This window comes from Sphingomonas sp. CFBP9019, from assembly GCF_034045155.1.
Classification (GTDB): Bacteria; Pseudomonadota; Alphaproteobacteria; order Sphingomonadales; family Sphingomonadaceae; genus Sphingomonas; species Sphingomonas aerolata.
Map to the genome: position 1 here is coordinate 559,336 of NZ_JAXCWK010000003.1, position 18,524 is coordinate 577,859.

The 18,524-nt window shown below is 66.7% G+C and carries 17 protein-coding genes and 1 tRNA gene; 5 read left to right on the top strand and 13 right to left on the bottom strand.

Going from position 1 to position 18,524, the window contains the following annotated elements; all coding sequences use genetic code 11:
* Positions 1-109: 109 nt before the first annotated feature.
* The 3 genes from alr to SOM18_RS10655 form a co-directional block, all read right to left on the bottom strand.
* Positions 110-1,153, bottom strand: coding sequence for an alanine racemase (gene alr / locus SOM18_RS10645; RefSeq protein WP_320481742.1), 1,044 nt, complete (start codon positions 1,151-1,153; stop codon positions 110-112).
* Positions 1,154-1,241: 88 nt separating this feature from the next.
* Entirely contained in the window at positions 1,242-3,311 is a 2,070-nt protein-coding gene (locus SOM18_RS10650) for a TonB-dependent receptor (protein ID WP_042466743.1), read from the bottom strand.
* Between the two features lie 112 nt (positions 3,312-3,423).
* Positions 3,424-4,608 carry an acetyl-CoA C-acyltransferase gene (locus tag SOM18_RS10655; protein ID WP_031439990.1) on the bottom strand — a complete coding sequence of 395 codons (1,185 nt, stop codon included), beginning with the start codon at positions 4,606-4,608 and terminating at the stop codon, positions 3,424-3,426.
* A gap of 336 nt (positions 4,609-4,944) precedes the next feature.
* Here SOM18_RS10655 and SOM18_RS10660 point away from each other — a divergent pair, with 336 nt between their 5' ends.
* Positions 4,945-5,394, top strand: coding sequence for a hypothetical protein (locus SOM18_RS10660; RefSeq protein ID WP_235188315.1), 450 nt, complete (start codon positions 4,945-4,947; stop codon positions 5,392-5,394).
* Entirely contained in the window at positions 5,391-6,140 is a 750-nt protein-coding gene (locus tag SOM18_RS10665; protein WP_042466742.1) for a TorF family putative porin, read from the top strand. Before SOM18_RS10660 ends, SOM18_RS10665 begins: the two co-directional genes overlap by 4 nt.
* Positions 6,141-6,329: 189 nt before the next feature.
* Here the strand turns inward: SOM18_RS10665 and SOM18_RS10670 are convergent.
* Both SOM18_RS10670 and cpdR read right to left on the bottom strand, forming a co-directional pair.
* Positions 6,330-6,404, bottom strand: a tRNA-Val gene (locus SOM18_RS10670).
* A 44-nt stretch (positions 6,405-6,448) separates the two neighbouring features.
* Positions 6,449-6,826 (bottom strand): cell cycle two-component system response regulator CpdR, encoded by a 378-nt coding sequence (gene cpdR / locus SOM18_RS10675; protein WP_031394969.1) that lies wholly within the window; start codon positions 6,824-6,826, stop codon positions 6,449-6,451.
* Positions 6,827-6,923: 97 nt separating this feature from the next.
* On the opposite strand from cpdR, the gene SOM18_RS10680 reads away from it, so the two are divergent.
* Positions 6,924-7,802, top strand: coding sequence for an N-formylglutamate amidohydrolase (locus SOM18_RS10680; RefSeq protein WP_031439987.1), 879 nt, complete (start codon positions 6,924-6,926; stop codon positions 7,800-7,802).
* Between the two features lie 305 nt (positions 7,803-8,107).
* Here the strand turns inward: SOM18_RS10680 and SOM18_RS10685 are convergent, their stop codons facing one another.
* Positions 8,108-8,875: a SapC family protein gene (locus SOM18_RS10685; RefSeq protein ID WP_031439986.1), complete on the bottom strand. Its 768-nt coding sequence runs from the start codon at positions 8,873-8,875 to the stop codon at positions 8,108-8,110.
* Between the two features lie 64 nt (positions 8,876-8,939).
* The gene (locus SOM18_RS10690) at positions 8,940-10,388 is read right to left on the bottom strand and encodes an FAD-binding oxidoreductase (protein WP_031439985.1); all 1,449 of its coding nucleotides are present in this window, start codon (positions 10,386-10,388) and stop codon (positions 8,940-8,942) included.
* 66 nt (positions 10,389-10,454) lie between these two features.
* On the opposite strand from SOM18_RS10690, the gene SOM18_RS10695 reads away from it, so the two are divergent.
* Positions 10,455-10,928, top strand: a complete 474-nt coding sequence (locus SOM18_RS10695; RefSeq protein ID WP_031439984.1) for a hypothetical protein — start codon at positions 10,455-10,457, stop codon at positions 10,926-10,928.
* Positions 10,929-11,058: 130 nt separating this feature from the next.
* Complete coding sequence (locus SOM18_RS10700; protein WP_031439983.1) at positions 11,059-12,648, top strand: DEAD/DEAH box helicase; 1,590 nt, start codon at positions 11,059-11,061, stop codon at positions 12,646-12,648.
* Positions 12,649-12,858: 210 nt separating this feature from the next.
* Here the strand turns inward: SOM18_RS10700 and SOM18_RS10705 are convergent, their stop codons facing one another.
* The 6 genes from SOM18_RS10705 to SOM18_RS10730 form a co-directional block, all read right to left on the bottom strand.
* On the bottom strand, positions 12,859-13,476 hold the full coding sequence (locus tag SOM18_RS10705) for a glutathione S-transferase family protein (protein WP_320481631.1): 618 nt from the start codon (positions 13,474-13,476) through the stop codon (positions 12,859-12,861).
* Between the two features lie 117 nt (positions 13,477-13,593).
* Entirely contained in the window at positions 13,594-14,463 is an 870-nt protein-coding gene (locus SOM18_RS10710) for a dienelactone hydrolase family protein (RefSeq protein ID WP_031439981.1), read from the bottom strand.
* Between the two features lie 35 nt (positions 14,464-14,498).
* A complete protein-coding gene (locus SOM18_RS10715; protein WP_320481632.1) occupies positions 14,499-15,620 on the bottom strand; it encodes an MBL fold metallo-hydrolase in 1,122 nt (373 codons plus the stop codon).
* 120 nt (positions 15,621-15,740) lie between these two features.
* Positions 15,741-16,418 carry a DUF1013 domain-containing protein gene (locus tag SOM18_RS10720; protein WP_081874195.1) on the bottom strand — a complete coding sequence of 226 codons (678 nt, stop codon included), beginning with the start codon at positions 16,416-16,418 and terminating at the stop codon, positions 15,741-15,743.
* 111 nt (positions 16,419-16,529) lie between these two features.
* Positions 16,530-17,564 (bottom strand): glycosyltransferase family 4 protein, encoded by a 1,035-nt coding sequence (locus SOM18_RS10725; RefSeq protein ID WP_031439978.1) that lies wholly within the window; start codon positions 17,562-17,564, stop codon positions 16,530-16,532.
* A gap of 45 nt (positions 17,565-17,609) precedes the next feature.
* Positions 17,610-18,491 carry a UDP-2,3-diacylglucosamine diphosphatase gene (locus SOM18_RS10730; protein WP_031439977.1) on the bottom strand — a complete coding sequence of 294 codons (882 nt, stop codon included), beginning with the start codon at positions 18,489-18,491 and terminating at the stop codon, positions 17,610-17,612.
* Between the last annotated feature and the right edge of the window lie 33 nt (positions 18,492-18,524).

An 18,524-nucleotide genomic window follows, 5' to 3' on the forward strand; every position in this document is an offset into this window, starting at 1 on the left:
CCTTGGGGGGCGGTGATTTCCACCGCCCCTTTTTTTGTAACCCGCCGGTCCGCGGACACCTATGCGGTGCTTGCCGTGACCTAGTGCCGCGCCTTGCCCGCGCGGGGCGTCACGCAGATATACGCGGCGCGTCCCAAACGCGCTGGAACCTGGTGCCCATCGCGGTCAGCAGTTCATATTGCGACATTCCCGACACGACGGCCGCATCCGGCAAGGCTGGGTCAAAGGCGATCCAGTCCCCCTCGCTAGCAGTCGCCGAGGTCACGTCGATCGCGACGAGATCCATCGAGACCCGGCCGATCACTGCGAGCCGGTCCTGGCCATGCCATGCGGTGCCGCAATTGGAAAATCCCCGGAAATACCCGTCGGCATATCCAAGATTGACAACCGCGACATCGGTGTCGGCCTTCGCGGTCCATGTCGCATTATACCCGACCGCGTCGCCTGCGCGCACCCGCCGGACCTGCAGGATCTCCGCCTCGGGATAAACCACCGGCGTGATCACTTCGCCCAGTTCCCCTCGCGGCACCCCGCCATACACCGCCAATCCCGGCCGTGTCAGATCAAACGCATAATCGTGCCCCAGCGCGATCCCTGCGGAATTGGCGAGACTCATCCGCCGCGCGCCCGTCATGCCCTGCAACGCCGCGAACCGATCGCGCTGCAGCGCGTTCATCGCCGCGTCCTCATCGGCGCAGGCGAGATGGCTCATCAGCGTCTCGATCGTCAGTCCGTCGAGCAGTCCGTCGGCGATATCCTGCGCGGACACGCCGAGGCGGTTCATCCCCGTGTCGACCATGACGTCGCACGCGCCCCCGCCCCCGGCCTTCCAGCGCGCGACCTGTGCGGGCGTGTTCAGCACCGGACGCCCGACCCCGGCGCGGGCAGCCGCCATGTCTTCGTCACGGACGCCGTGCAGGACGGACACCGCGAGGCCGAGCGGTGCCAGCTCGACCGCCTCGCGCCAGTTGGAGACGAAGAAGTCGCGACACCCCGCCCCCGCGAGACGCTGCGCGACCTCGACCGCGCCCAGACCATAGCCGTTCGCCTTGACCGCCGCCCCACACGCGGCGCGGCCACTCATGCGGTCGAGCGTCTGCCAGTTGCGGACAAGAGCGTCGCCGTCGAGGCGCAGGCGGAGCGGGGCGGGAATATCGATCACCCGCGCGGGATAGAGCGCTCGCGCGGCATCGTCGATGACCTTCCCGTCTCCCCGCCCTCGCCCGGCCCCGATCCGTCCGTTACCGCATGGCGTAGCGCAGCCCGATCCAGAGCGTGCGCGGCGTTGCACGCTCGACAATCGTACCGCTGCTGATCCCCGCCTCGACCGTTTCATCGAACAGGTTTTCCGCGCGCGCCTCGACGACCAGCGCGCGGGTAATCGGATAGGCCGCATAGGCGTCGAGCGTGGTCGCGGGATCGAGGCTGCGGCTGTTCTGATCGTCGTCGAACTGGCGCGCGACATGGCGCACCGTCAGCGATGCGGCGGCGGCATCGCGTCGCCAGTCGATCGTCGCCGATACCTGGTCGCGCGGCGTCTGGGCCGGACGCAGCCCGTCGAGCGCGATCGCGGCGGCCGAGGCGTCCACGGTCGAATTGACGTGCGACCACGAGGCCTGGACGCCGACCGGGCCGGGGCGATACGCGGCATCGATCTCGAACCCATGCGCGCGGATCGCGTCGAGGTTGCGGCGGACGCGCGACGCGCTGGTGGCGGTCGACGACAGCGTGACGTTGGCGATCGCGTCCTTCAGCCTGTTGTAGAAATAGGTCGCGGCGATGCTGCCCCCCGGCGCGGGCGCCAGCGTGACCCCACCCTCGACCCCGGTCAGCCGCTCTGGCGACAGCAGCGCATTGGCCGCGGTCGTGTCGTTGCCGACGCGGAACGGGCGATAGAGTTCGTTGAGCGTCGGCAGCCGCCAACCGCGATAGCCCGCGACGCGGAACGTAACCGCGTCGACGGGACGATAGGCGATCCCCGCGCGGCCCGTCGTTTCGGTGCCCTCCCGATCGGCATAGCGCAGGTCGGTGACCGGCAGCCCCCCGGCAAGCGGTCGTTCCGACAGATACCCCTGGTCGATCGTCCAGCGGTCGATCCGCCCGCCAAGGCTGAACGTCACATCGCCCGCGACGAGGCTGCCGTCCGCGAACAGCCCCGACGTGGTCGAGCTGCCGCCCGCCTCGCGTCGCCGGGTCGGATTGCCGCCGGCAAAAAAGAACAGCTCCTGCGTCTTGCCGCTCACGTCGCGAATGTCCGCACCAAGCCGCAGCGTGATCGCCTCACCAAGCGGCGGCAGGAGTTCGAACCGCGCACCGAGCCCCGTCGCGGGCGTATTATACTGGTCGAGCGACTGGGTGGTCGTGCTGCGTGCCGCGTTGATGCTGCCGAAGCTCGAGGCAAAGGCGCGGGTCTGAAGATAACCGAGCAGCGAATAGCCCCAGCGTCCCCGCCCGACCAGTCGCAGGCTGGCATCCGCGCCCTCGCTGCGATTGGCGGTGAAATCGCTGCCGCGGTCGCGCGTGTCGGTGAAGGCGCTCGCGTTCAGCTGCAGCTCGGTGGTCGCGTCGACGGCGATCACCGTGCGCACGGCGCCCGACGCCTGTTCATACGGCGCCGGGCGATCGACCGCGCCGCGCGACCCCGCGACCGTCGGCGTGAAGCCGTCGCCGCGCGCATAGGCCCCCGATACGACTGCGAAACCGCTGTCGCGGACCAGCGCCGCGGAGGCCTGCGCGTCGACCGAATCGCGGCTGCCATAGGCGATGCCCGCCTGGAACGGGGTCAGCTGGTCGGGCCTGGCGCTTTCGAGCTCGACGGTGCCCGCCAGCGCGCCCGGCCCCTGATAGCCGCTGCCGCCACCACGCGTGACGCGGATCCGGCCCAGCCGGCCCGTCGCATAGGCGGGAAACGCGACCCAGCCGCCGAACGGGTCGGCCTGCGGGACGCCGTCGAACAGCAGCAGCGCGCGGCTTGACGCATTGCCGCCGATGCCGCGCAGCGAAATGCCCTGGCTGGTCGGATTGGCGCTGCGCGAATCCGAGCGGCGGAACTGCTGCAGGCCCGCGACATCGGCGAGCACGGTTTCCAGCCGATTGCTGGCGCTCGACTGGATACGGTCGCGCTCGATCGTGACGATGTCATAGACCCGGTCGCCGGGTGCATCCGCCAGGCCGCGCCCGGTGACGACGATCACCGGCGGCGTCTCAATGACGGGCGATGGGGCGACGTTCTGCGCGATGCCCGGCGTCGGGAGCGCGAGCGGAAGGAGAAGGGCGGCGGACAGGCAACGCGATCGCGCGATAATGGTCATCGCGGGCTCATGCCAGCATTGCACCGCCGGCGAAAAGCCTCTTTCGCCAAAGACCTGACACCAAGGCAAAGGCGGGGGCACGCATGCACTGCCCCGCCCCCGCCGGGCTGCGTCAGACCAGTTCGACCGCGACCGCCGTCGCCTCGCCGCCACCGATGCACAACGCCGCCACGCCCTTGCGCAGACCCCGCGCCTTGAGTGCGGCGACCAGCGTGGCGATGATCCGCGCGCCGCTTGCACCGATCGGATGGCCGAGCGCGGTGGCGCCGCCATTGACGTTCAACCGGTCGCGCGGGATTGCGAGGTCGCGCATCGCGATCATCGCCACCGTCGCGAACGCCTCGTTCACCTCGAACAGATCGACGTCCCCGACCGACCAGCCCGCGCGGTCGAGCACCTTGCGGATCGCCGAGACGGGTGCGGTCGTGAACTGCGCGGGGGCGTGCGCATGCGCGGCGGTCGCGACGATCCGCGCCTCCTGCGCCAGCCCCAGCCGCGCGGCGACGCTCGCACGCGTCAGGACCAGTGCCGCAGCACCGTCCGAGATGGACGCCGAGGTCGCCGCGGTGATCGTCCCGTCCTTGGCAAAGGCGGGGCGCAGGCCCGGGATCTTCTCGGGCTTTGCCTTGCCCGGTTGCTCGTCCTCGACGACCGCGACGTCACCGCCGCGCGTCTTGACCGTCACCGGCACGACCTCGTCGCGGAAATGCCCCCCGGTGACCGCTGCGCTCGCCCGCGCCAGGCTTTCAAGCGCGAACGCGTCCTGGTCCGCCCGTGTGAACTGATAGGCGCCGGCCGTGTCCTCGGCGAAGGCGCCCATCGGCTTGCCCTTCTCATAGGCATCCTCGAGACCGTCCAGCATCATCGAATCAGATACGACGTCATGGCCGATCCGCGCGCCGCCGCGATGCTTGGCGAGCAGGAAGGGCGCATTCGTCATGCTTTCCATTCCGCCCGCAACGACCACGTCGACGGTCCCGGCGGCAAGCGCCTCGAACCCCATGATCGCGGCCTGCATTCCGGATCCGCACATCTTGTTGATCGTCGTGGCCTCGACCGAATTGGGCAGCCCCGCGCCGAGCGCCGCCTGGCGTGCAGGCGCCTGGCCCAGCCCGGCAGGCAGGACGCAGCCCATATAGATACGGTCGATCACCGCCGGGTCGACCCGTGCGCGCTCGACCGCCGCCTTGACCGCGGTCGCGCCGAGTTCGGTCGCGGTAACCCCTGACAGGGCCCCCTGGAATCCACCCATCGGGGTGCGGGCATAGCTGGCGATGATGATCGGATCGTCGGTCATGGTGATCGTTCCTGTAAACGGCATGCGGCGTGCGCCAGTGGACCGGGGCCGGCGTCGCCGCGCACGGGCGCGGACCATACCGGATCATCCAAAGTCGCTGCAACCGACGCTCTGAGCGCCCTGCCATACCCGCGGTAAATGGTGTGTCAACACCACCGCGCCGCCGTGGCGCGCTGCCCCGAATTGCCGCACGCAGGACGTCGCACCCCCGGCCCGACGCGGTACCGGCGCAACGAACCGCCAGACGCGCGCGTTCAAAGGGCATGGTCAATCGACCGTGCCCAGACTTGGAAGCGTCACCGGCCAGCATAAGCCGGGACCCGAAAGGAGACGAACATGACCCATATGTTGCTCGCCGGCCTCGCGCTCGCGACCGCCGCCGCCATGGCCGCACCGACCATCGAACACACGACGCGAGTCGATCATCACAGCGGCCCCGTGGAGGTCCGTTATCGCGGCGCGGTCGTCATCGAACACCGCCAGATCGGCGCGGTCGCACCCGCGGGGCAATCCTCGACGCTGCGTTGTGCCTGGACCGCCAACATGATCGTCGACCGGCACGCCAAGGCGTCTTCTGGCACGTTGATGACGCGCAACTTCGCGCGCGATGGCGTCGCGGCGGGCCACCAGCCGGGATGGTGCAGCAGCAGCCGCGCCGCGATCGCGCGCGAGGTCGCCGCGAAGACGCGCGACCTGCATCAGGACGTGACCGCGATGGCACAGGAAGACCATGACGTACTCCGCGCCGAACTCGATCAGATCCACGGAGCGTTGGCCGCAGGATGACGCGCCCCTTCACGCATACACTCGCGCTGACCCTGTGCAGCACGGCAGCCTTTCTCCCAACGTCCGTGCGGGCACAGGTCGCGCCCTCCGGCGGGATCGAGGTCGCCACCGACGAGGCACGCCGCGGGCTCAGTTGGAGCGAGGGCCGCGCGGTACTGTCCGCGGATGCGGCGGCCTCGCTCGGCAGGATCGACGCGACAGCGCGCGTGACGACGCTCCGCAACGCCGACCGCCACGCGGGCGCCGACGCGGTCGTCGACGTCATGCTGGCAACCGGGTGGGATCTGGGCGCAGTCACGCTCCGGACGTCCGCGACCGGGCATCTGTTCGCCGGCGCGCGCACCGGGATGGACTATGCCGAGATCGGCGCGTCCGCGCGGTACAGCTATGGTCCGGCCCGTCTGGTCGGCGGGATCGAATTCGCCCCGTCGCAGGATGCGCTGGGGGGCAGCAACGTCTATCTTTATGCGAATGCCGATGCCGGGATCCCCGGGACGCCCTACACGCTGCTGGCAGGTATCGGGCACTCCTCGGGCACCACGACGGATCCGCTGCGCATACAGCGGCTGCGTCCCGGTGGCAGCTATACCGATTGGCGGTTTGGCGTCGAACGCCAGCAGGGGCCGCTGACGCTCGGGGTCGATTATATCGGCACCGACATCGCACGCGCCGATGCGACCGGCCCGTTTGCGGATGCGCGACACAGCGGCGACCGGATCGTCGCCCGCGCGCGGCTGGGCTTCTGATCCCGCGGGAGCGCACTGATCCGCGCTCCCGAGTCCGGCCCCCTTGAAGGGCCGTGCTCACGAAGATTCAGAAATGACATGATGGGGTTTGGGAAGCCCGGAAGTCCCTGAGGACATCCTCTGCTTCGAATTATCCCTACCCGGCTTTCTGTCTGCAAAGACGAGAAAGACCGGGTAGGGTCAATTCCATGGTGGGCGTGGCAAGGATTGAACTTGCGACCCCTGCGATGTCAACACAGTGCTCTACCACTGAGCTACACGCCCGCCGGAGCGCTCCACTAGCCGCGCTTATCGCGGGGCGCAAGCGCTCAATTGAAGCTTGTTGCATTATCCATCTCGAACAGCCGATCGACCTCGGCCACCAGGTCGCGGAGATGGAAGGGTTTGGACAGCACGCGCGCCTGCGGCATCGTCTTGCCCGCCTTCAGCGTGACCGCCGCAAAGCCGGTGATGAACATGACGCGAAGATTCTTGCAGAGCTCGCCGGCACGCTGTGCCAGCTCGATGCCGTCCATCTCGGGCATCACGATATCGGTCAGCAGCAGGTCGAACGTCTCGGTCTCGAGCAGCGGAATCGCCGCGGTGCCACGGTCGACCGCGGTCACTGCATACCCCGATCGCTGCAAGGCGCGGGTAAGATATTCGCGCATGACCTGATCATCCTCGGCCAGCAGGATTCGCAACATCGATATATTCCCGTGATTTAGCGGTCCGTTACTCCATAAGCAGTTAAGATTTCCAGATCGTTTGCCCGTTCATGCAATGCGCCCTACGCTTTTCCGCATGCAGTCTCCTTCGTTCACGCGCTTCGGCGACCTGCCGCCTGCCAGCCCGGTGGTGATGTCGGTACCGCATGCCGGGCGCGACTATCCGCCCGCCTTGCGCGAGGCGTTACGCGTCCCGTTCGACACCGTCGTGGCGCTCGAGGACCGTCATATCGACATCGTTGCCACCCGGGCACGGACGGTCGAGACGATGATCGTGCAGACCCGGGCGCGCGCCTGGATCGACCTGAACCGCAGCGAGGCCGAACGTGATCCGCGCGTGGACGAGGGGGCGAACCCGATGGCGCAGCCTCAACCCTCCGCCAAGCTGCGAAGCGGCCTCGGCCTGGTCCCGCGTCGGGCGGCCGCCGCGCCAGACCTCTGGCGGCGCCGGTTTACCGACGCGGACATCTCCAGCCGGATCGCCAACGACCACCGCCCCTATCATGACGCGGTGCACGACGCGTTGGCCGCAGCGCAGGCGCGGTTCGGGATCGCGATCCTCCTCGACGTCCATTCGATGCCGCCGCTGTCGGCGGCGGGCGTACCGGGCGGCAGCCCGCCCCGGATCGTCCTGGGGGACCGTTTCGGCCGCAGCGCCGATCCTCGCTTTCTCACCCGGCTCGAGACCGAGATCGCGGACACCGGCCTGCCCTGCGCCCGCAACGCGCCCTATGCCGGAGGGCATATCCTCGAACGGCACGCACGTCCCGCTGCGGGGATCCACGCGATCCAGCTCGAATTTGATCGATCGCTCTATCTGGATCGCCAGTTTGACGGGCTGGGCACCGGCGTGGATGCGACGGTGCGGCTGCTCAAGGCCCTTCTCACGACCTTGACGAACGAGGCGCGGGCCATGGGCGCATCGGCCACCACCCGGGCCGCAGCGGCCGAATAAGGGCCAGCGTTAACGACACCAATTCCCCGCAGCAGGACCCCAGCCTGGCACATAAAAAAACCACCCCGTGCACGAAGCACGAGGTGGCCAAGGTTCAGGGAGGAGGCACGCTGGAAGCGTGCCGTACGACGCCGCGAAAGGGGGGGACACGGTGCCGTACAGGTCTAAAATGGGCGAGCGGGATTTTGGTTCAACCCCGACGCGAAAAATTCTGCGCCGCAACGATCGCAGCCCGGGATTCCCGCGCGAGCGAGCCGTATCCGCTGCGCCGACCGACCGCACTGCGATCGGTCGGCGCGGGCGGATCAGCCGCCGAGCTGCGGCAGCGGCGTCTTGCCGAGCTGAACCTGGCGCGCGAAGATGTCGCGCATCAGCGCGAGCGAGAACAGGTGGGCGTACAGCAGCGGCAGCATGCCCGATTTGCTGATCTTGCGCAGCGCATCGCCGCGCAGGTCGATCAGCTTTTCCTCGTTGACCATCTGGAATCCGCGATAGACGAAGGGCTGCTCGGCACCGTCGGGCTGGATCGAGACTTCGCCGTCCATCAGCAAGCCGAGTTCGCGCAGCTCCTTCATGAAGTTCTGCGTGCGCGCGCCGGCCTGTTCGAACGATTCGTTGAACGCCAGGATCGACTTGGTAACCTCGGTCGGCGCGCCATCCGCGAACAGCGCGTCGCCCTCGTCGAACGCACCGAGCGCATCCGACGTCGGATCGAAGCAGAGCGACAGCTCCTGCGCATCGGGATGCAGCCGCGCGAGCATGTACGGATAGCGGCGGATATAGGCGGGAACGTAGAAGGTGTTCTCGGTCAGCTTGCCGTCGTCGCCGATGAAGACGTTGACGCCCTCGTTGAGGCCCATCAGCGCCAGCGGGATCGCATCGTCGCCGACCGAGAAGACGATCGGCATGTGACGCTGCACCAGCGGGAATTCGTCGACGGTGATCGGGATCGCATGCTGGCCGACGAGGAACGGCGCGCTCGCCTGCGGGCGGACCTTGTAATCGGCGTGCGTGTCGCTCGAAAGCGGCTCTAGGCCGTTGTAGAAGAGCGGAAGCTGCGGTGCGCTGGCCATCATGTATCTCCAGTGTTTCGTCAGAGGATCTGGGCGGCAGGACGCCGGCGATTGGCGCGAGGCTCTATGGCGTGACGCCTGCCCGTGCAAGCGTGACGAGCTTGCCGGGGTTCAGCAGCCCGTGCGGATCGAATGCGGTCTTCACCGCGCGCAGGATCGTCAGCCGTGCCGGCGACGACAACCGCTCCAGCTCGCCGATCTTCATCTGGCCGATCCCGTGCTCCGCGGAGATCGATCCTCCGGCCGCGACGACCAGATCGTCGACGAAGCGCGTCACGACCGGCGCATCCTCGGCATACCAGCGCGCGGGATCGGTGCCCTGCGGGGCGCGGACGTGAAAATGGACATTGCCGTCGCCCAGATGGCCGAACCCGCTGGCATGCGTACCGGGAAACCGCGCCTCGCAGGCCCGAGCGGCATCGATCATGAAGCGCGGCATCGTCTCGACCGGGACCGAGATGTCATGCTGGGTGGCGGGGCCGAGCGCACGTTCGGCCGCGGACAGGGAATCACGGATCCGCCAGAATGCCGCGGCCTGCGCCTCGCTGGCGGCGATCACGGCATCCTCAGCCTGCCCTGCCTCCAGCGCGGCGCCCAGCAGCCGTTCGAGCAGCGCCGCGGGGGTTTCGCCGTCCATGGACGGTGCGGTTGCCTCGATCAGGACATGCCAGGCATGGTCGCCGTCGAGCGGCGCACGCGTTCCGGGGAGATGCGCGACCGCTGCCGCTAGCGTTTCACGCGGCAGGATCTCGAAGCTTTCGACACGGTCGGTCGCCGCCTGCAAGCGGCGGAGCAGCCGGAGCGCGCTGTCGGGTCCGGAGACCCCGACCCAGGCGACCGCGCGTGCGGCCACGGCTGGCACCAGCCGCAATGTGGCTGCGGTGACGATCGCCAGCGTTCCCTCGGATCCGACGAGCAGCTGATCGATGTCGTAGCCGCGATTGTCCTTCTTCAGCGCAGACAGGCCGTCATGGACGCTGCCGTCGAGCAGCACCGCCTCGACCCCTGCGACCAGCCCGCGCATCGTCCCGAACCGCAGCACCTGCGTGCCGCCGGCATTGGTCGAGACCAGGCCGCCGATCGTCGCGCTGCCGCGTGCGCCGAGCGTCAGCGGGAAGCGCTGGCCGGCCGCCTGTGCGGCGTCGTCGAGATCGGCGAGAATAGCGCCTGCCTCCACCACCGCGAGGCCTGCCTCGGCATCGATCGACCGGATGCGGTTGAGACGGCGCAGGGACAGCAGGGCGGCACGGCCATCGGCGGGCGGCGTCGCCCCGCCGACCATCGACGTGTTGCCGCCCTGCGGTACCAGCGGGACGCGGAACGCCAGCGCGGCCTGGGCGATCGCCGATACCTCGGCAACCGACGACGGAGCGAGCATCAGCGGGGCTGCACCATGGAACCGGCCGCGCCAGTCGTTCAGCCAGGGGGCGATATCGGCGGCATCGGTGACGATGGACTTGCGCTCGAGCTGCGGGGCAAGCGCATCGAGCATCTGTGTCTGTTCGGGCGTCATGACTGCGCCGCTAAGCGCAATTCACCTCCCGTTCAACGATCGCGGTTAACGCTGCTTAGCGACATCATGATTCACCCTGCGCTTCCCGCCTCCCTCCTCGCCCTCACCGCCCCCCTCGCGGCCGTGGCGAACCCCGCCGCGCCGACGCGCGCGCGCGTCGAGATCACGCAGGTCTCGATCCACGAGCGGATCATCATCCGCGTCCCCCGCATGTTCAGGCGATCGGCCCAACCCGTCGGTAGCGCGCCCTTGTCGAAGCCGCGCGAGTGGAAAGAGCGCAAGGGACCCAAATGCGTCGCCGTCGCGGAGATAGCGGGCGCCTTTCTCGGCCAGCCGGGCTCGGTCGATCTCGTCATGCAGGACGGCACGCGGTTGCGCGCGAAGCTTGATGGCGACTGCAAACCGCTCGACTATTATCCGGGATTCTACCTGCGACCGAGCGGTGACGGTCTGATATGTCGCGACCGCGACGCGATTCGCATGCGGTCCGGCGCGCGCTGCGAAATCGATGACTTCAAGACGCTGAAGCTCAAGCAATAGACAAGACGGCAGGGGTGATGTGCGACTTTCGTCGTGTCGCCACCCGCTTTCCTTGACATTTTGTTGGAAATCCGCGAGCGGCGGGGCGCTTGAGGGAATAATGCGCGCCCTCCTTTTCCCGGACATATAAATGAGCTTTGCCGATCTCGGCCTTTCCGAAGAACTCCTGAAGGCGGTCACTGACGCCGGCTATACCGAGCCGACGCCGATCCAGGCCGGCGCGATCCCTTCGGTTCTGATGATGCGCGACATCATCGGCATCGCCCAGACGGGCACCGGCAAGACCGCGTCGTTCGTGCTGCCGATGATCGACATTCTTGCCCATGGCCGAAGCCGCGCCAGGATGCCGCGCTCGCTGATCCTTGAGCCGACCCGCGAACTGGCCGCGCAAGTTGCCGAAAACTTCGAGAAATACGGCGTCAATTCGCATCTCTCGATGGCGCTGCTCATCGGCGGCGTGTCGATGGGCGACCAGCTCGCCGCGCTCGAAAAGGGCGTCGACGTCCTGATCGCGACGCCGGGCCGGCTGATGGACCTGTTCGGCCGCGGCAAGATCATGCTCAACGGCTGTTCGCTGCTGGTCATCGACGAGGCGGACCGGATGCTCGACATGGGGTTCATCCCCGACATCGAGGAAATCTGCACCAAGCTGCCCAAGTCGCGCCAGACGCTGCTATTCTCGGCAACGATGCCGCCGCCGATCAAGAAGTTGGCGGACAAGTTTCTCTCGAACCCCAAGACGATCGAGGTCTCGCGCCCTGCATCGACCAACCTCAACATCAAGCAGTATCTGGTCCCGGTCGCCAGCCAGACCGCGAAACGCGAGACACTGCGCCGGATCCTGGCGCAGGACGAGGTCACCAACGCGATCATCTTCTGCAATCGCAAGACGACCGTGCGCGACCTCAACAAGGTGTTGAAGCAGGCGGGTTACAAATCAGGCGAAATCCATGGCGACATGGAGCAGCCCCAGCGCCTCGCCGAACTGGACCTGTTCAAGAACGGTGCGGTGACGATCCTCGTCGCCTCGGACGTCGCTGCGCGTGGTCTGGACATCAAGGGCGTGTCGACCGTCTTCAACTATGACGCGCCTTGGCATCCCGACGATTATGTCCACCGGATCGGCCGCACGGGCCGTGCGGGCGCGACGGGCACCGCTTATACCTTCGTCGCACCCGACGATTCCGAGAATATCCAGAATATCGAAAAGCTGACGGGCCAGACGATCGAGCGGCTCAAGCTGTCCGAGCCGAGAGCGCTGGCTCCGGCGGCTACCGCGCCGTCCGATAGCAATGAAGAGCTGCCACCGCGGCGCGAGCGGTCGCGGACGCGGCGGGTGCCGCGTGCCGATGTCGTTGCCCATGCCGTCGAGGACGAAGTGATGGCAGCTGCCGAAATCGCAGCGCCCATGGCCGCTGCCACGCCGAAACCATCGCGCTGGGCTCGGACGCCGATTGACGAACCGGTCCCAGCCGCACAGCCTGCGCTTCCACGTGTTGCTCCGGCAATGCCCATCGCGCCGGTCGCGGAACGTCCTGCCGCGGCCCCGGTGCCGACAGTGCCGCCAGCACCGTCGACCGCCATGCCCGAGCAGGCACGCGAGCCAAAGGTCGATCCCGTGCGGGCCACCCGCCGCAGTACCGTGCCCGACGCGCCGGTTGACGGGTGGAACGGCCCCTTCCCCAGCTTCCTGAATGCCGTGATTGGCGGATACGAGTGATGCCGAGAGCTTAGCTTCAGGCTTGCCCACTATAGGAGCGATAGCGACACAAGCGCGCTTGCCGTTTTGATCGTTGATCCACGGAGCGATCGCCTTGGGAGTGCGGAGGTACGTGGCCGAGTCGACGAATGCCCGCGCTATGGGGTCACAGGCGCTGCCGGGGGTTGCGTCTGGGCCACCTGATCGGGCATTCGACCTCATAGCGCAACCTCATGACGCCATCTTGGCCATAGCGTCATCATCCAGCGCTGCTGCCCGCCGATAGGCCGCGCGTCCGGTCAGGCGGGCGGCATAGGCCTCGAATGCTGCAAGCTTCGGCATCGTGCCGAACTGTAATCCCCATATGACCTGGGCACCCACATAGACATCGGCTGCCGTGAAGCGTTCGCCCGCGATACAGGGATGCGCCGCAACGGCATGCTCAAGTCCCGCGATCGCGGCCTCGAAACTTCCATAACCGACCATCCGCTGCTGCGTCTCGGTCGGGACCACGCCGAGCGATCGGTTGGTAATCGCGGCCTCCAGAGGCCCGGCCGCGTAAAATAGCCATCGATAATAGTCGGCCCGCTCGTCGGCCGTCGGCGCCAATTGCGCCTCGGGCACGGCGTCGGCCAGATAGGCGCAGATCGCGCCGCATTCGGTAACGACGTGGCCGTCATGGACGATAGCCGGCACCTTGCCCATCGGATTGACCGAAAGATACGGCGCCGCCTTCATCGTCGTCGCATAATCGAGCATTACCGTATCGTAAGCGACCCCGGTCTCCTCGAGCATCCAGCGAGCAATACGCCCCCGCGACATCGGATTCGAATACAGCGTCAACGTCATGGCCCGCCCCTCAAGAACATAGAGTGAACGATGGTCTCATGGCGATGCCGTCCCGTCAAGATGCGATCGCGGATCGCACCCAGCGGGTTGTGCCGTCGAACGAAGCGGCGATGTGTCCTACGCCAGCGCCGTGGCGAACAGCGCGAGCATACGGCCCCACGCACGGTCCGCCTGCACCGGATTATAGACCTTGCTGTCGGGCGGGCACCATCCGTGCATCGTTTCCGGATAGACCTCGATTTCCGCCGGACGCATTGCTGCCGCGAAGGCTGCCCGCAGCACATCCTTCTCGGTCGGCGCGCGCGCATCGTCGTTCGCCGCTATTGCGATCAGATAGCCGCCTTTTAATGCGGGGATCAGGCGGTGCGGGCTATCGGGTGTGTCGGTCACGAACCCACCGCCGTGAAACGTCGCCCCCGCACGAATGCGCCCCGAGACCGCAGCCGCAGTGCGGATCACCATCGGCCCACCCATGCAATAGCCGGTGGTCGCCAGACCACGCTTGTGATCCACCTGCGGTTGCGCATCCAGGAAGGCGGTGAAGGACTTGGCGTCACGGACCGTAGCCTCGGGCGTAAGCGCGTCACGAAAGGGTGCAATTCGCGCGCGGACGGCCGGCTGGTCGTAGGATTCACCGGGGCTAAGGAACGGTGCCTTGGTCGACCGATAGAATTGATTGACGACCAGGACGGCATAACCCGACTGCGCGAGCCGATCGGCCATCTGACGGAACGCCGGACGCAGGCCCATGATGTCTGGCCAGACAAGCACGCCCGGATAAGCCCCGGTGGCCGGCGCGACGAAATAGGCGTCAGCCTGACCATCGGGCGTCTTGATCGACACGTCGCGTCCGCTGATCGGCTTCGCATCGGCCGGCACGGGCAACAGCATCGCAAGACCTGCGGCCCCGGTCATCACGCCGAACTGGCGCCGCGACATGGCGGCGAGATAGTGTTCGTTATCGTCTGCGGTATGCTCGTCGCACATGGGGCCTCTCCTGCCGGCTTTGATCCGATGCTAGCTCACGTTGCGCGCCACCACCACACGCCATCGACACTGTCCCGAACGGCGCGACCCTCGACCTCGAGCCGACGCAGATGCGCGAGCGCTTCACCCGTCGCCATGCCGAGCAGATCGGGGCCGATTGCGCGCCGGAACAGCCGTCCGAAACACTCAACCGCACGACGCGGCTCGGCGAGAAAGGCAGCGAGTTCGTCGAGCCGTTCGCGGTGCTCACGATCCATCGCGCCAAGCCTGGTATGAAGACCAGTAAACGGATCGCCATGCCCCGGCAGGACCAGCAAATCTGCGGGCAATGTCTTGAGCCGGGCGATCGCGGCAAACCATTCGCCCAGCGGATCCGCATGCGGCTCGGTGATGCCCAAAGAGATATTCGGGCTGATACGGGGCAGAACCTGATCCCCGGCAATCAGGATGCCCGATGCTTCGTTGAGAAGGCATGCATGCTCTGGGCTGTGGCCCGACCCGATCACGACCTGCCAGTCATCGCGGCCTACCGTCAACACGTCACCGTCGGTGATCCGCGTGTAACCCAAGGGAAGCGGCGTGATGATCTTGCGGAATCCCGCCCACCCCTTCGCACTGGCATGCGCGATCTGCGTATTGTCCCAGCCCGCACCGCGCCAGAATGCCAGCATTTCGGCAGGAACGGCATCCCGGGCATCAGCGGACAGCATTCGTGCGGTCAACCATTCGCCCCGGGTCATGACGAGGGCCGCGTCGTGCGCCTCGCACAGCCAACCAGCAAGGCCGATATGATCAGGATGAAAATGCGTGCCGATCACGCGGGTGATGCGGACGCCCGACTTCGGCCCTGCCAGGATTGCGGTCCACGCGTCGCGAGCTTCCGGCGTATTCATGCCCGTATCAACGAGCGCGTCGCCGTCGCCGTCGGCGAGCATCCAGCAGTTCACGTGGCGCAGCGGACCGGGAATTTTGAGGCGTACCCAGTCAACGCCGGGAGCGATGCGAAATACGTTACCGGGTTCGGGCTCGCGGTGGCCTAAGGGGTAGACCAGCCCCTTGTGTGTTAGCGGTTCATCCTGTGGAGCCGGCGGCGACGTCATGTGCCGCAGGTAGCAACCACCAGGCGCCAGAGATAGTCCCCGGGCCGACACGCGCATCAGCCATGCCGCATGCCCTCAACGCCCTGTGCCGCCGGCCATCCCCGCGCCGTCAGGACCGCAAACCTATCCGATAGCCCGTACCGCCCCCGCACCGCGCCACGCGGGGACCGGGAACGTTCAGCGCTTGAAGGGGTCGTCGAACAGCGGCTTGACCGGCAGGACACCGCCCTCTGCGACGAACTGCGCGTCCGCCGCTGCCTGCGTACGCTCGTTACGAAGCTGCTCGAGCAGCGCCTCACGATCACCTTCGAGACGCGTGTCGGTCGGTGCTTCCATACCTGCCGCCTTGGCGGCCTTGGCAACCGCGGCGTCGAGTTCGCGCTGCGACGTCAGGCCGAGCGTGACCGGATCCTTTGGCGTGATGTTGGCGATGTTCCAGTGGCTACGGTCACGGATCGCAGCGATCGTCGTGCGCGTCGTGCCGATCAGCAGCGAGATCGCGCCATCGGTGATCTCGGGATGATTACGGATAATCCAGGCAATGCCATCGGGCTTGTCCTGGCGCTTGGACACCGGCGTGTAACGCGGGCCCTTGGTCCGGCGGACCTGCTCGGGACCCTTGATCATCTTGAGCTGATAATCGGGATCGGCCGCGCCCTTGTCGATCTCGTCCTGCGTGACCTCATGCGCGCGGACGGGATCGCGCCCCGTCAGCTTGGTCGACGTGGTGTCGTCGGCGATCGCCTGGATCTCGAGAATGTGCAGACCGCAAAAGTCTGCGATCTGTTCGAAACTGAGCGCAGTATTGTCGACCATCCAGGCGGCGGTCGCATGGGGCATGAGCGGCTGGGCCACGGCGGAAACTCCGTAAAAATAGAAAGGGCCGCCCCTTTCGGAGCGGCCTGACATGACACACGACTTAGTGCGCCCATGACTAACAGGCAAGCGCGCGATCGTCGCGTCGCATCATGCCGCCATGCGCGGTCGATCGAGTGGACGGGCAAGCGGAACAAGGGCACGCAGAAACTGGCGCGCACTTGCGGGCCAGCTGTACCGGGCAGCATAGGCGGCGCAGGCGACAGGATCGCGGGTCAGTGCCGCCGCGATCGCTTCGTCGAGATCCTCATGCATCACGCCAACGCGCGGGTCGAGTACGTCGATCGGGCCTGCGACGGGATAGGCTGCAACGGGAGTCCCGCACGCGAGCGCCTCGATCATGACCAGCCCGAAGGTGTCGGTCCGGCTGGGAAAGACGAGGACGTCCGCGGTACGATAGGCCGCCGCCAGCCCTTGTCCGTCACGCTGGCCAAGAAACACGGCATCGGGGAAGCGACGTGCAAGCGTGGCGCGCCCGGGTCCGTCGCCGACGACGACCTTCGTTCCCCGATGCGCGGACGACAGGAAGGCCTCGACATTCTTCTCGACGGCGACGCGCCCGACATAGAGCAGGATCGGGCCGGGCAGCGCCGCCATCTCCGGATCGCGGGCGCCGTCCAGCCCGAATTGTGCAAAATCGACGCCTCGCCCCCATTCGCGAACCTGATGCAGCCCCTGTGCGGTAAGTGTTGCCGCGACGGACGGCGTGGAGACCAGGATCGACTCGGCGGGACGATGGAACCAGCGAATATAGCGCCATATCCAGGCGGGGTTCGCGCCCGTCCGTGCCGCGATGTAATCGGGAAACTGGGTATGATAGGCGGTCGTGAACGGCAGATCTCGGGCCAGGCACCAGGCTCGTGCAGCGAGGCAGACCGGACCTTCCGTCGCGAGGTGTATCGCATCGGCGCCAAAGCTTTCGAGCAATCGTCCGACCGCGCCCGACCGTGCAAAGGCCAGCCGAATCTCGGGATAGGTCGGACACGGCATCGAGGCGAACTGCGCGGGGGATATGATCAGCACTTGATGACCCACCGCTTCGAGTTCCCGTCGGACGGACTGCAGGGTGCGAACCACGCCGTTGACTTGCGGGCTCCAGGCATCGGTGACGATCGCGATACGCATCGGGGTCTCCTTGGGTAATCGCGGCATGAGCCGAATTGACGTGGGTCAGGCGGCCAGCGTGACGACGTTGTCGATTTCGCGTGCGGCGATCTCGTCTGCCCAGTGAAGCAGTTCCATTCGCCCGTCGAAATGCTCGACAAGTGCCGTGCAGCCTTCGACCCAGTCGCCGTCGTTATAATAGGCAACGCCGGCAATATCGCGCATTTCCGCGGTATGGATGTGTCCACACACGACGCCGTCGACCCCCCGCACGCCGGCCGCGTGCGCGACGACTTCTTCGAAATGCGATATGAAGGCGACCGCGTTCTTGACCTTGGCCTTGGCGTGTTTCGAGAGCGACCAATAGGGCATGCCGAGGCGTCGGCGCGCGCCATTCACCCACCGGTTGAGCCCCATGAGCAATGTGTACGCCGCATCCCCAATATGCGCGACCCAGCGATGCGCCAGCGTGATAGCGTCGAACTCGTCACCGTGCAGAACCAGCAGGCGGCGGCCGTCGGCGGTCTCGTGGATCGCCTTGCGCCGGATCGAGATCCCACCGAAGTCGAGCCCCGAATATTGCCGGAACACCTCGTCATGGTTGCCCGGAATATAGACGACCCGCGTACCGCGCTTCGCGCGCTTGAGCAGCCGCCACAGCACGTCGTTATGCGCCGCCGGCCAGTAGAATTTCTTCTTCAATCGCCAGCCATCGATCATGTCGCCGACCAGGAACATCGTCTCGCTGTCGACATGGTCGAGAAAGTCGTTGAGCATCGCCGCGTTGCAGCCACGCGTGCCGAGATGGACGTCGGAAATCCAGATCGTGCGATATTGCCGCCGGTCGACCACGCGTTCGGGCACAACGGGTCGCGAATGGATGAAGTCCGCGATGTCCGCCACATCGGCTATCGGCAACGCGTCGGTTGGAAACGTGACGATGTCCATCGGCCTGCCCCGCAAATCTGTTCGTTGCGGTCC